This is a genomic window from Rhizobium sp. Rhizsp42, assembly GCF_047304155.1.
Taxonomy (GTDB): domain Bacteria; phylum Pseudomonadota; class Alphaproteobacteria; order Rhizobiales; family Rhizobiaceae; genus Rhizobium.
Genome location: NZ_JBGLYS010000032.1, coordinates 1 through 12,951, shown reverse-complemented (window position 1 = coordinate 12,951; position 12,951 = coordinate 1). Strand labels below are relative to the sequence as shown.

12 protein-coding genes are annotated in these 12,951 nt (G+C 62.9%); 7 read left to right on the top strand and 5 right to left on the bottom strand.

Annotated features, from left to right (window positions below; translation table 11 throughout):
• The first annotated feature begins 2 nt into the window (after window positions 1–2).
• Window positions 3–515 carry a cytochrome P460 family protein gene (locus ACCD05_RS24550; protein ID WP_413395932.1) on the top strand — a complete coding sequence of 171 codons (513 nt, stop codon included), beginning with the start codon at window positions 3–5 and terminating at the stop codon, window positions 513–515.
• 197 nt (window positions 516–712) lie between these two features.
• Window positions 713–1,171 carry a hypothetical protein gene (locus ACCD05_RS24545; RefSeq protein ID WP_413395930.1) on the top strand — a complete coding sequence of 153 codons (459 nt, stop codon included), beginning with the start codon at window positions 713–715 and terminating at the stop codon, window positions 1,169–1,171.
• 18 nt (window positions 1,172–1,189) lie between these two features.
• Here the strand turns inward: ACCD05_RS24545 and ACCD05_RS24540 are convergent, their stop codons facing one another.
• Complete coding sequence (locus ACCD05_RS24540) at window positions 1,190–2,221, bottom strand: LacI family DNA-binding transcriptional regulator (RefSeq protein WP_047509703.1); 1,032 nt, start codon at window positions 2,219–2,221, stop codon at window positions 1,190–1,192.
• A gap of 167 nt (window positions 2,222–2,388) precedes the next feature.
• Here ACCD05_RS24540 and ACCD05_RS24535 point away from each other — a divergent pair, with 167 nt between their 5' ends.
• The 3 genes from ACCD05_RS24535 to ACCD05_RS24525 all read left to right on the top strand — a co-directional run bounded on the left by ACCD05_RS24535 (window position 2,389) and on the right by ACCD05_RS24525 (window position 6,021).
• Window positions 2,389–3,912: a sugar ABC transporter ATP-binding protein gene (locus ACCD05_RS24535; RefSeq protein ID WP_112981756.1), complete on the top strand. Its 1,524-nt coding sequence runs from the start codon at window positions 2,389–2,391 to the stop codon at window positions 3,910–3,912.
• Between the two features lie 82 nt (window positions 3,913–3,994).
• On the top strand, window positions 3,995–4,996 hold the full coding sequence (locus tag ACCD05_RS24530; protein ID WP_018901969.1) for an ABC transporter permease: 1,002 nt from the start codon (window positions 3,995–3,997) through the stop codon (window positions 4,994–4,996).
• A 77-nt stretch (window positions 4,997–5,073) separates the two neighbouring features.
• Window positions 5,074–6,021: a substrate-binding domain-containing protein gene (locus ACCD05_RS24525; RefSeq protein ID WP_018901968.1), complete on the top strand. Its 948-nt coding sequence runs from the start codon at window positions 5,074–5,076 to the stop codon at window positions 6,019–6,021.
• Between the two features lie 43 nt (window positions 6,022–6,064).
• Here the strand turns inward: ACCD05_RS24525 and ACCD05_RS24520 are convergent, their stop codons facing one another.
• Window positions 6,065–7,855: an adenylate/guanylate cyclase domain-containing protein gene (locus ACCD05_RS24520; RefSeq protein WP_413395927.1), complete on the bottom strand. Its 1,791-nt coding sequence runs from the start codon at window positions 7,853–7,855 to the stop codon at window positions 6,065–6,067.
• A 267-nt stretch (window positions 7,856–8,122) separates the two neighbouring features.
• Between ACCD05_RS24520 and ACCD05_RS24515 the strand changes: the two genes are divergently transcribed.
• Entirely contained in the window at window positions 8,123–9,175 is a 1,053-nt protein-coding gene (locus tag ACCD05_RS24515) for a sugar phosphate isomerase/epimerase family protein (RefSeq protein ID WP_413395925.1), read from the top strand.
• A 143-nt stretch (window positions 9,176–9,318) separates the two neighbouring features.
• Window positions 9,319–10,506 (top strand): Gfo/Idh/MocA family protein, encoded by a 1,188-nt coding sequence (locus ACCD05_RS24510; protein ID WP_047509694.1) that lies wholly within the window; start codon window positions 9,319–9,321, stop codon window positions 10,504–10,506.
• A 217-nt stretch (window positions 10,507–10,723) separates the two neighbouring features.
• Here ACCD05_RS24510 and ACCD05_RS24505 read toward each other — a convergent pair whose 3' ends face one another.
• The 3 genes from ACCD05_RS24505 to ACCD05_RS24495 all read right to left on the bottom strand — a co-directional run bounded on the left by ACCD05_RS24505 (window position 10,724) and on the right by ACCD05_RS24495 (window position 12,933).
• Window positions 10,724–11,131: a DoxX family protein gene (locus ACCD05_RS24505; RefSeq protein ID WP_413395923.1), complete on the bottom strand. Its 408-nt coding sequence runs from the start codon at window positions 11,129–11,131 to the stop codon at window positions 10,724–10,726.
• Between the two features lie 112 nt (window positions 11,132–11,243).
• Window positions 11,244–11,972 (bottom strand): esterase family protein, encoded by a 729-nt coding sequence (locus tag ACCD05_RS24500; RefSeq protein ID WP_209191735.1) that lies wholly within the window; start codon window positions 11,970–11,972, stop codon window positions 11,244–11,246.
• Window positions 11,944–12,933, bottom strand: coding sequence for an acetylxylan esterase (locus ACCD05_RS24495; RefSeq protein ID WP_413396011.1), 990 nt, complete (start codon window positions 12,931–12,933; stop codon window positions 11,944–11,946). Before ACCD05_RS24495 ends, ACCD05_RS24500 begins: the two co-directional genes overlap by 29 nt.
• Window positions 12,934–12,951 lie beyond the last annotated feature (18 nt).

The following is a 12,951-nucleotide window of genomic DNA, read 5'->3' as shown; positions in this document are numbered from 1 at the left end:
CCATGACAGGGAAAATCATGCTGCTTGCCGCCGCCACGGCTGTCGGCGCCACCGTCTTCGCGATCGGCTCGCTCGCCGGCGAAACACCTGCCGCCAAGCCCGTTTCGCCGATCTACGGCGTTTCCCTTCCCGAGGGCTACCGGCAGTGGGAGTTGATCGCGCCGGCGCTCGAGGATGCACCTCTGAACGAGCTGCGCGTGGTCGTCGGCAACGATATCGCCGTCAAGGCCTATCGCGACGGCACGCTTCCTTTTCCTGATGGCAGCGTGCTCGTCAAGCTCGCCTGGAAGCGCACGCCATCGACCGAGTTCGCGCCCGCCTCGGTTCCGGGTGCGGCAACGACGGTGCAGGTCATGGTCAAGGATGCGAAGAAGTACGCGGCCTCCGGCGGTTGGGGATTTGGCCGGTTTATCAATGGCGTTCCAGCCGACCAGGCTCAGCACGAGACCTGTTTTGCCTGTCACGAGGCGCGCGTGAACAATCACGACTATGTCTTTACGCGCTATGCGCCGTAGCTGACATTGCGCCCATACTGGCATAAGGCCGGGAAGTGCAAGCTTCCCGGCCTTTTCCGTTCGGATCACGTGACGCCGACAGCTCTGCGGTATCTGGTCGCATCGGTGCTCTAAATGCGAATCTGAACATCCGCTTAAGTTGTTTTCAAGCAAATGAGCCACTAAGGGCTGCTGTTCGTGGGCAACGGGTTGCAGAGATGGGCTATGCGACCGTTGTCGATGCTCAGATCATAAAGCCTGAAATTGAATCCATGAATTTTAAAGCAATTTACCTGGCCATGTCTCCGCTGAAGAGACTGCCATACCTCGCCGGACAAATCGGACTTCTGCTGACGGGCGCAGCCGTTCTCGGCGCGCTTCGCCTGACGGAATACCTCTATCCGACGCGTGACGAGATCATCTTCTATGTGACGATCGCGGTTGCCTTGGGGTTTCTGCTCTATGCGGTGTTCCTGACGCTGAGGCGTATGATGGATATCGGCATAGCATCGTGGAACGCGGCGTTGGTCGTGACCTATCTTGTCGGCAACGCCGTGTATCCTCTTCTCAAGGTGTTTCCGCTTGTCGGCCAGGGCGTCATCGGCATCTATTTGCTGTTGATGCTATTGGTTCGCACGGGTGCCGTGTCGAAAAGAGAGCCCCAGATTCCAGCGTAATCGGCTCGCCCAGGCGTTCTACCTTTTTTCCCAGCCCTTCGAAGGCACCGATACCGAGTTGCGGACGACGAGATCCGGCCGCAGCAGGATCTCGGTCTCGGCGGGCTGGCCGTCGCCCAGGAATTCCAGCAGCAGCGCCATCGCCTGCTTGCCGATCGCGGTGCGCGGCTGGCGCACCGTCGTCAGCGGCGGCGACATGAAGACGGCCTGGGGCACGTCGTCGAAGCCGGTGACGGAGAAGTCGCGAGGGATGTCGTAGCCGCGGGCGTTAAGGCCGATCATCACGCCGATCGCCGTCTGGTCGTTGACGCACATGAAGGCGGTCGGCAGCGTGTCGCGCATAAAGAGCTGCTCCACGGCGTGGCGGCCGCTTTCGAGCGTACCGTCGCCTTCGAGAATGATGCGCTGGCTTTTCGCGACGCCGGCTGCATCCAGCCCCTCGTCATAACCCTGGCGGCGTCTGGAATAGGCTAGCCTCGTCTTGCTGTCGCCGATAAAGGCTATTCTACGGTGGCCTTCCGCCAAGAGCAGATCGACCGCCTTGCGCGCACCCTCGATATCGTCGACGCCGACATAGGGAATGCCGCCGTTGAAGACCGGCTCGAAGACGCCGACGCTGGGCGGAAGCCGCGCGGTCATCGTCTGGTGGCCGAAGGGCAGGATGCCGGTGAAGAGAATCAATCCGGCGGCTTGGTTTGAATTCAGGAATTTGAGATATTCGAGGCCGCGCTGGGCGTCATTCTGCGTATGGCCGATGAGAATGCCGTAGCCATGGGCGCGGGCCTCGTTCTCCAGGCCGATCAGAATGTTGGAAAAGTTGGGGTCGCCGATGTCGGGAGCCACGACCAGGATCATGTTGGAACGGCCGAGACGCAGGCTGCGGGCCATGGCGTTCGTCGTGTATCCTGTTATCGCGATCGCCTGGTTGACCTTCAGCCGCGTCGAGTTGGCGACCTTCTCCGGCGTATGGATCGCCCGCGACACGGTCGCGATCGAAACCTCGGCGATCCGGGCGACATCCTCGATGGTTGCTGGCGTGGAATTCGACACTGCGTTCTGCCTTGGGGCTCAATTCGCGGCGACACTACACAGACTGAAGGATACGTCAAAGGGCGAAGCCAAGAGAACTTCGTGATACGATGATGTAAACCTTTACATCGCACATGTAAAGGTTTACACAAGGGTCAAGCGGGTGGGAGCCCGCAGGGGAGGACATCATGAGTTTGGAGACTGTCGAGGCTGCGCCGGTGGTGTTGTCGGCCCGACGCATATGCAAATCCTTCAATGGGGTGCAGGTCCTCTTCAGTGTCAATTTCGAGCTTCGCGCCGGTGAAATCCATGCGCTGATGGGCGAAAACGGTGCGGGAAAGTCGACCCTCGTCAAGGTGATGTCCGGCTTCGAGCAGCCAACCTCGGGCGAAATCATTCTCGATGGTCAGCCGGTCGTGTTGCCGCCGAATGGCGCGGCCGAGGCGCTCGGCATCGTCATCATCCACCAGGAATTCAATCTCGCGGACCATCTGACGGTCGCCGAAAGCCTGTTTCTCGGTCGCGAGGTCACGCGTTTCGGCGTGCTCGATCGCAAGTTCATGCGGGCCGAGACCCGCAAGGCGCTCGATCTGCTCGGCTCGCATGTCGATGAGAACGCGCTGATCAGCACGCTTTCGATCGCCGACAAGCAGATGGTCGAGATCGCCAAGGCGATCAGCCGTGATGCGCGCGTGGTGTTCATGGATGAGCCGACGGCGGTGTTGTCGCGCGAAGAAACCAACTTCCTGTTCAAGCAGGTCCGCAAGCTGCGCGACAAGGGCACCAGCTTCGTCTTCGTCTCGCACAAGCTCGACGAGGTCATGGAGCTGACCGACCGGGTGACGGTGCTGCGCGACGGGCAGTGGGTGAAGACGGCGCCGACGGCGATGCTCGACGGTGAATCGATCGCCCAACTGATGGTTGGGCGCGAACTTTCCAGCCTCTACCCGACCAAGAACGAACCCGATGTCGACGAAGAGATCGTGCTGAAGGTTGAGGGCATCTCGACCGGCTATGTGCAGGATGCGAGCTTCGAGGTGCGCAAGGGCGAGATTATCGGCTTTTCCGGCATGATCGGGTCCGGCCGCACGGAGCTGATGGAAGCGATTGCCGGTCTGCGCGGCCGCACCGCCGGCGAGGTGGTCATCCGCGGCGAGAGTGTTCAGTCGGGCGATGTGCATGCGGCCAATCGCGCCGGGCTCGCCTACATGACCAAGGATCGCAAGCACAAGGGCCTGCTGCTCGGCTCCAACATGCTGGCAAACCTGACGCTGCAATCGCTGGGGCAGCATTCGCGGCACGGCTATCTCAGCCCCAGCAGCGAGGCGGCAGCGCTGGCGAAGGCGCGGCGACGCTTCGATATTCGCGTGCGCGACGCCAATATCGTGGCCGGGCGCATGTCTGGTGGTAACCAGCAGAAGCTGCTGCTCGCCAAGGTCATGGAGACGGACCCGGAAATCATCATCATCGACGAGCCGACGCGCGGCATCGATGTCGGCACCAAGCAACAGATCTATCATTTCATCTCGGCGCTTGCGCGCGACGGGCGCTCGATCATCGTCGTCTCCTCGGAGATGCCGGAGGTGATCGGGCTCTGCACCCGGGTGGCCGTGATGCGCGAGGGGCGGATCGTCGGCGTGCTCGAGGGCGACGAAATCTCCGAGCAGGAGATCATGCGCTATGCGGCGGGCCTGAAGAAGAAGGCCGCCTGAGGCGGTCGCAAGAAACAAACCGCCCAAGCGGCGGAACGACGGACAAAATGCCTGCAGGCATGACGGGAGGATGGCTTTGGATATGAGTGCGAACGACGAGACCAGTCAGATCAGACGGCGTTCCTGGCGGGATATCGATCTCAGGGCGGTCGCGCCGTTCGCGGCCTTGGCGTTGCTGCTTGTCGTCGGCGCGCTGGTCAATCCGAATTTCATCGGCATCACCAACCTCGCCAACGTCGCGACGCGCAGCGCCTTCATCGCCATCATCGCCGTCGGCGCCACCTTCGTCATCTCGTCGGGGGATCTCGATCTGTCGGTGGGCTCTATGGTGGCCTTCGTCGCCAGCCTGATGATCCTGTTGATGAATTCCGGCCTTATCGCCGATCCGGCCTTGATGCTGGCGGTTGCCGTCGTCTTCACCATCGTTGCCGGTGCGCTCTGTGGGCTGGCGAACGGGCTGATCACCACCGTCGGCAAGATCGAGCCGTTCATCGCCACGCTCGGCACCATGGGCATCTATCGCGGCCTGACGACATGGCTCTCACAGGGCGGCGCGATCACGCTGCGCTCGGCCGAGCAGCAGTCGCTCTATCGCCCCGTCTATTTCGGCTCGATCGCCGGCGTGCCGGTGCCGATTATCGTCATCCTCGCGGTCACCGCGGTCGCCGCCTTCATTCTCTATCGCACGCGCTATGGCCGGCATGTCACGGCCGTCGGCTCGAACCGTGATGTGGCGCGCTATTCCGGCATCGCCGTCAACAAGGTGCGCACCATCGCCTTCGTCATCCAGGGGCTTTGCGTGGCCATCGCCGTGCTGCTCTACGTGCCGCGTCTCGGCTCGACATCGGCAACAACGGGCATCCTGTGGGAGCTGCAGGCGATCACCGCCGTCGTCGTCGGCGGCACGGCCTTGAAGGGCGGGGCAGGGCGCGTCTGGGGGACGATCTGCGGCGCCTTCATTCTGGAGCTCGTCGGCAACATCATGCTGCTCTCGAACTTCATCTCGGAATATCTGATCGGCGCCATCCAGGGCTCGATCATCATCATCGCCATGCTCGTGCAGCGGTCGCTGGCGCGCAGGTAGCAAGGGATTGGCCGGGTCGGCGGGGCGCCCGGTCTCAAGGTTCGCAAGCCCTGGGGTTTAATGGGAGGAAAACAGACATGCGTAAGACACTATTCAGTTTGGCGGTCGTGACGGCGGCGCTGCTCGCCGGCGTCGCTCACTCGGCGGACAAGAAGACCATCGGCGTATCGATCCCGGCGGCCGACCACGGCTGGACCTCCGGCGTGGTGTTCCATGCCGAGCGCGTCGCCAAGCTTCTGATGGCCGAGCACCCTGACCTCACCGTCATCGTCAAGACCTCGCCGGATGCCGCAAGCCAGGCAAACGCCGTGCAGGATCTGGCAACGCAGGGCATGGACGCGCTGGTCATCCTGCCGTCCGATCCGGATCCGCTCGTCAACGCCATCAAGGAAGTCAAGGACAAGGGCACCTTCGTGGCGCTGGTCGACCGTGCGCCGAGCACCAACGACGACAGCGTGCGTGACATCTACATCGCCGGCAACAACCCGGCGCTTGGCGAAGTCGCCGGCAAGTACATCAAGGAAACCACGCCGGACGCACAGGTCGTCGTCATCCGCGGCCTGCCGATCCCGATCGACCAGCAGCGCCAGGACGGCTTCGACAAGGGCATCGCCGGCTCCAACGTCAAGGTTCTCGATCGCCAGTTCGGCAACTGGAACCGCGACGACGCCTTCAAGGTGATGCAGGACTATCTCACCAAGTACCCGAAGATCGACGTGGTCTGGTGCCAGGACGACGACATGGCCGTCGGCGTGCTGCAGGCGATCGAGCAGGCCAAGCGCACCGACATCCAGTATGTCGTGGCCGGCGCCGGCTCCAAGGACATGGTCAAGAAGGTCATGGACGGCGACAAGCTGATCCCGGTCGACGTTCTCTATCCGCCGGCAATGGTTGGTACCGCGATGGAACTGACGGCCGCGTCGCTCTACGACCAGGTCCCGGTTCGCGGCACCTACATCCTCGACGCCACGCTGGTGACGAAGGACAACGCCAAGGACTTCTACTTCCCGGATTCGCCGTTCTGATCCTTGTGAACACGAGGCGCCCGCTCGAAAGGGCGGGCGTCTTTCATTGTGGCGGCAGGCCTGCCTTGGCGAGGTCGCCGACAAAGCGCTCGATGAAGGTTTCGCTCATCGCCGGCTTGAGGCCGAAATAGAATTCACGCCTGGCATCATTGAGCGTCATGCCCGGCCGGAAGCTGTAGAGCTCGTCGATCGTACGGCGCGCCTCCTCGATCTTACCCTGCCGTCCCTGGATCGCCACCAGCGCCATCGCCGGCCAGAAGGTGACGTTCGGTGAGCGCATCGATGCGCGGGCAGCGTCCGCCGCCTCGTCGAGCTTGTCCATCTGGTAGTTCGCAAACGCCATCATGCTGTGAAAGGTCCAGAGATGCGGGTCGCGCGGGCTGAGACGAAAGGCTTCGCTGAATTCGGGCATGCCCTCCTGCGGTCGGTCGGCGTAGCAGAGCGCCTGGCCGAGCGCGAAGTGCGCCTGGGCAAAGCTGTGGTCCAATTTCACCGCATGACGAAGATGGGCAATCCCTGCCTCCGTGGCGCCGTCGAGCGCAAGCGCCCGGCCGAGCGCCAGATGCGCGGCGGGCTCCTTCTGATCGAGCGTGATTGCGCGTTCGGCAAGCTCGATCGCCTCGCATATGCGCCCCGAACGCTCCTCCAGCGAGCCATACCAGCCGAGCTGGATGTGGACGTAAGCGAGCCGCGCCTGCGCCTGCGCGAAACTCGGATCGATGGCGATCGCCTGCTCGAACAGCTGTTTTGCGGTGTTCAACTCGTCGATGGTGAAGCGGTAGAGATGCCAGAGACCCTTGAGATAGATTTCCCAGGCGGTCATGTCGACGATCGAGCGGCCGCGCAGTGCTGCGAATTCGATGGCGCTCAGTTCGGGCTCGATGGTTCCGGTGATCTCGGAAGCGATCTCGTCCTGGAGGTCGAAGATGTCGGCCAGCATGCGGTCATAGCGCTCGGCCCAGAGCAGCGTGCCCTCGCTTCCATCCAGGAGCTGCGCGGTGATGCGGATGCGGGTGTCGGAGCGGCGCACGCTGCCTTCGAGCACGTATTTGACGCCGAGATCCTCGGCGACGCGGCGGGCATCGACGGCGCGGCCCTTGAAACTGAAGGAAGAATTGCGGGCGGCGACCAGCAGCCAGCGACAGCGCGCCAGGGTCGCGATCAACTCATCGGTAAAGCCGTCGGAAAAATGCTCCTGCCCCTCGATGCTGGACATGTTCGTAAAAGGAAGCACGGCGATCGACGGACGCTTGCGCTCGGGCGCCTGGCTTGGCATCGCCCGGTCCGGAGTATCCTCATCGGGGCCGTCCGCCTGGCCGCCCGGCGGAAACCAGCGCCACACCCTGACGGGGTGCTCGATGTTCTTCAGTTTGCGATTGCCGAAGTCGGTGGCCTCGAAATCGAGCGCCGTACCGATCTGGTCGCGCACCTGCTGCGAGAGGCAGATGCCGCCGGCCGGCGCCAGCGCCTGCAGCCGCGCGGCGATGTTGACGCTCTCGCCGAAGATATCGCCATCCTCGTTGAGGACATCGCCGACATGGATGCCGATCCGCCAGATCATCCGGCGGTCGGGCACGACATCGTGATTGCCGGCGAGAATGGCCTGCTGGATCTCCATCGCGCAGCGCAACGCGTCCACCACGCTGGCAAACTCGGCCAGCGTGCCGTCTCCGACGAATTTCACGACATGTCCGCGATGCCTGGTGATGGTGGGGACGATGGTCTCGGTGTTGTGGCGTTTCAGCGCCGCGAAGGTTCCCGCTTCGTCAAGGCCCATCAGCCGGGAGAAGCCGACAACATCCGCATCCAAGATTGCCGCCAGCCGCCGCGTCATGGACCACCCTCCTGGTCGACCAAGAGTAGCACGCGGTGGCGGGAAGTCTACAAAGATGCGCCGTGGCACGGCCTCTCACGACGCAAGCGCCAAGAAATGCGGTACGTACGTCTTGCGGGTAGGTGCCCGACATGGTTTAGTCCCCACCGCGAAATTATGTTGATCATGATCGATTGGCATTCTCGCCGAAATCGGCTTGCAGAGTGTCAATCGCGTGTTAAAACTGAACCAGAAACGTTTACGGTCATCTTTTAGGGAGGAATTGACATGAAAACGATCAAGGGCCCAGGCTTGTTCCTCGGGCAGTTCGCGGGCGACGCCGCACCTTTCAACTCGTGGGATTCGATCACCAAGTGGGCAGCCGACATCGGCTACAAGGGCGTGCAGGTACCGACCTGGGCGGGCCAGCTGATCGACCTCAAGAAGGCTGCATCGTCCAAGGATTATTGCGACGAGTTCGCCGGCGTGGCGCGCCAGAACGGCGTCGAGATCACCGAGCTTTCCACCCATCTTCAGGGCCAGCTGGTCGCGGTGCATCCTGCCTATGACGAAGCCTTCGACGGCTTTGCGGCACCCGAAGTGCGCGGCAATCCGAAGGCGCGCCAGGAATGGGCCGTCGAGCAGGTGAAGATGGCGCTGACCGCCTCCAAGCATCTCGGCATCAAGGCGCATGCGACCTTCTCCGGCGCGCTTGCCTGGCCTTACATCTATCCGTGGCCGCAGCGCCCGGCCGGTCTCGTCGAGACCGCCTTCGACGAACTTGCCAAGCGCTGGACGCCGATCCTCAATCACGCCGACGAAAACGGCGTCGACATCTGCTACGAGATCCATCCCGGTGAAGACCTGCATGACGGCGTCACCTTCGAGATGTTCCTCGAGCGCGTGAAGAACCATCCGCGCGCCAACATGCTCTACGATCCCTCGCACTACGTGCTGCAGTGCCTGGATTACCTCGACAACATCGACATCTACAAAGACCGGATCAAGATGTTCCACGTCAAGGATGCCGAGTTCAACCCGACGGGCCGCCAGGGCGTCTATGGCGGTTACCAGGGCTGGGTCGAACGCGCCGGCCGCTTCCGCTCGCTCGGCGACGGTCAGGTCGATTTCGGCGCGGTGTTCTCGAAGATTACCGCCAACAACTTCGACGGCTGGGCCGTGGTCGAATGGGAATGCGCGCTGAAGCATCCGGAAGACGGCGCGCGCGAGGGTGCCGAGTTCGTCAAGTCGCACATCATCCGCGTCACCGAACACGCCTTCGACGACTTCGCCGGCAGCGGCACGGACCAGGCGGCCAATCGGCGGATGCTGGGGATTTAATCAGCGAAGACCCCTCCCCAACCCCTCCCCACAAGGGGGAGGGGCTCAAGTGAGGCGCCGCCGCGCGTCCTCTCCCCCCTTGTGGGGGAGATGCCGGCAGGCAGAGGGGGACTTTTCCGCAAAGAACAATTTTGGAGAAACCAATGACAATCGAAGCATCAACGCAGCAGACGCGCGAACCGCGCATCCGTCTTGGCATGGTCGGCGGTGGCGCCGGCGCTTTCATTGGCGCGGTGCACCGCATCGCTGCCCGCATCGACGATCAGTATGAGCTGATCGCGGGCGCTCTGTCGTCGACGCCGGAAAAGGCGATGGCCTCGGGCGCCGATCTCGGGCTCGACCCGACCCGCACCTATTCCAGCTATCGCGAGATGGCGATCCGCGAGGCGAAGCTGAAGAACGGCATCGAGGCGGTTTCGATCGTCACGCCGAACCACGTGCACTATGACGCCGCCAAGGAGTTCCTGCGCCGCGGCATCCACGTCATCTGCGACAAGCCGCTGACCTCGAACCTCGCCGACGCCAAGAAGCTGAAGAAGGTGGCCGACGAGAGTGGCGCGCTCTTCATCCTCACGCACAACTACACCGGCTATCCGATGGTGCGTCAGGCGCGCGAGATGATCGCCAATGGCGAACTCGGCGATATCCGCCTGGTGCAGGCCGAATATCCGCAGGACTGGCTGACCGAAGCTGTCGAACAGCAGGGCGCCAAGCAGGCCGTGTGGCGCACCGACCCGGCGCAGTCGGGTGCGGGTGGTTCCACCGGCGATATCGGCACGCATGCCTATAACCTCGCCACCTTCGTCTCCGGCCTCGAGCTCGACAGCCTTGCCGCCGATCTCGACAGCTTCGTGCCCGGCCGCCGCCTCGACGACAACGCCCATGTGATGCTGCGCTTCAAGGCCAAGGGCTCGGAAAAGCCGGCCAAGGGCATGCTCTGGTGCAGCCAGGTGGCCCCCGGCCACGAGAACGGCCTGAAGGTCCGCGTCTACGGCACCAAGGGTGGTCTGGAATGGGTGCAGGCCGATCCGAACTATCTCTGGTTCACGCCGTTCGGCGAGCCGAAGCGCCTCATCACCCGCAACGGCGCCGGCTCCGGAGCCGCCGCTGCCCGCGTTTCGCGCATTCCATCCGGTCACCCGGAAGGCTATCTCGAAGCGTTCGCGACGATCTACACGGAAGCCGCGCATGCCATCAACGCGCACAAGAAGGGTAAGGCGGTCGACAAGGCCGTCGTTTATCCGACCGTTGATGACGGTGTGAAGGGCGTTGCCTTCGTGGATGCCTGCGTGGCGTCGTCGAAGCGCAATGGGGCTTGGGTGAAGGTGTAAGCCGTTTGGGTTGGGCGAGGGGGTGTGCCGTGTGTTACCCCCCTCTGTCCTGCCGGACATCTCCCCCACAAGGGGGGAGATTGGCTGGGCGCAATCGCTCGCCCTACGTTTGTTGTTTGGCGGAGACCTTTCCGCGAGTCGATCTCCCCCCCCTTGTGGGGGAGATGCCGGCAGGCAGAGGGGGGTATCCTCGCTCCGCCGCCCGCTTCTCAACCAATCAAGCCGCAACCACACCCTGCTTGCGCTTCACCATCGCATCGACACTGAACGGACCAGCGCCGGCGGTGACGATGTAGAGGAAGACGAAGCAGAAGAGGATGGCGGCGACGCCGCCGTTTTGCGCGGGGAAGAAGCCGCGCGAGGCGTGGCCGATGAAATAGGCGAAAGCCATCAGGCCGGAGAGGACGAAGGCGGCGGCGCGGGTCTGAAAGCCGATCAGCACGAGGAAGCCGAGCGTCAGTTCAAGCAAGCCGGCAATCCAGGACATCGACCCGACATCGGGCACGCGCTCGGCAGCGGGGAAATGCAGGATCTTCTGCGTCCCATAGCTGAAGAGAACGAGCGCGGAGACGATGCGCAGCAGGCTGAGCAAAGCCGGCTGCAGGGCGTGGATCGAAGCGAACATGAAAGACCTTTCTTTAGGAATGACTGTTCGAAGCCTTTAGCCACGGTCCCGGCAATGACAATTCACGAGTTTTGACATCGGCGTTATTGGCCGCCTGCCGGCGTTTGATGGCTCAGATGTAGAGTGCCGCCATCTTGCGCCAGGCGCTGGCGCGGTGGGCGCGGCCATCCCAGACATGCAGTTGGTGGCCGACCTGCTTGTCCGACAGAAGCCGGCTCAGATAGTGGTTGTTGTCGAGAAACGGATCGGCATTGCCGATCGTCATGACGATCTCGACCTCACGCAGCTTGTCCAGCTGCCATCCGTGATGGAGCCCCGGCAGGAAGTGCGTCGGGGTGTGGAAATAGACGGCGTTGTCGTAATAGCCGTCAAGCAAGTCGCCGAAGGCTTCGACCCTCAGCGTCAGGTCGTAGCGCCCGGAGAAAGCGACGAGCTTGCGGAACAGATGCGGGTGGCGGAAGACGAGGCTGGCCGCCTGGAAGGCGCCGAGGCTGCAGCCATGCACGATGGTGCAATCATGCCCGTTTCTGGCGGCCATCAGCGGCAGGACTTCGTGGAGAATATAATCCTCGAAGGCCTGGTGGCGGTGGATGCGGTCGGCCGGATGGCGGTCGAAGCCGTAGAAAGTCTCCGTGGCCAGACCCTCGATGCAATAGAGCTGCAACTGGCCGGCTTCGAGCTTGTGGGCGAGGCTGGCGACAAGGCCGATCCGTTCGTATTCCCAGAAACGGCCGTCGCGCGTCGGAAACATCAGCACCTTGGCGCCGGCATGGCCGAACACCAACAGCTCCATCTCGCGATGCAGGCGCGGGCTATGCCAGCGCAGATATTCCCGGTTCATGAAGCTTCAAAAAACCTCGCAGCTTTTCGCGCAGAGCAAAATTCTGTTCCGTCATTCCAGGATAGTCGAAATGTCCGGCGTCGAGGATGAAGATTTCATTATATTTTGACGGCGGCACCGCGTTGGCCACGGCGAACTGGCAGGGCGGGGCGACGGCCGGATCGAACAGGGCTGCGGCCACCAGCATCGGCACCTTGATGCGGCTTGCTGCGGTCGCGGCATCGAACAGGCGCAGATGACCGAGCACGTCGGGATGGGTCTTTTGATAGGTCTGCACGGAATCGGCGCTGCCGACTGTCGGTAGCGTGAGCCACTGCTTACGGTCGCCGAAGGTGGGAACGATCAGGTGGCCGCGATCGATGCGATTGTCGAAGGGGATCGCCAGCGCGCCCAGCCCGCCGCCGAAGCTGCCGCCGATATAGCCGATGCGGTTTGCGAGCCATGGATAGAGCGCCTGCAGCGTCGAGACGGCGATCCAGAGATCCTCGACGCAGCCGCCGATGACGTAGTCGTCGGGCCTGTCGATATTGTGGAGCACATGGCCGGGCGCTTCCGGCGGGATCGGCGCCTGTGCGCTCCGCGACATGCCGCGCGCGCAGGGGAAGAGGATGGCGGTCTGTTCCACCGGCAGGTCGAAATCCGGCGCATCGCGGCCACCATAGCCATGGCCGACCACCAGCCCGCGCCGCACCGGCGCGTCACGCGGCAGAAGCAGCCAGCCGCCGATCGTGATGTCATCCGTCGAGGTGTAGGTGATGTCGAGCACCTGCCAGGCGGGGTGGGTGAGGCTGCTCTTTTTCAGCGTCGGCTGCGGATCGATGGCGAGCGCCCGCTTGTACCGCTTCTGCCAGAAGGCGTCGAAGCCTGGTGGTGCCTCGGGCGGGACGATGGCGCGCAGCGCGTCGAGCGTCATGCCGTAGGTGGGGTCGAAGGGGAAGGGATGCATCTTGGGGATGGTCATGGGGGAGTTGTTTCGTGG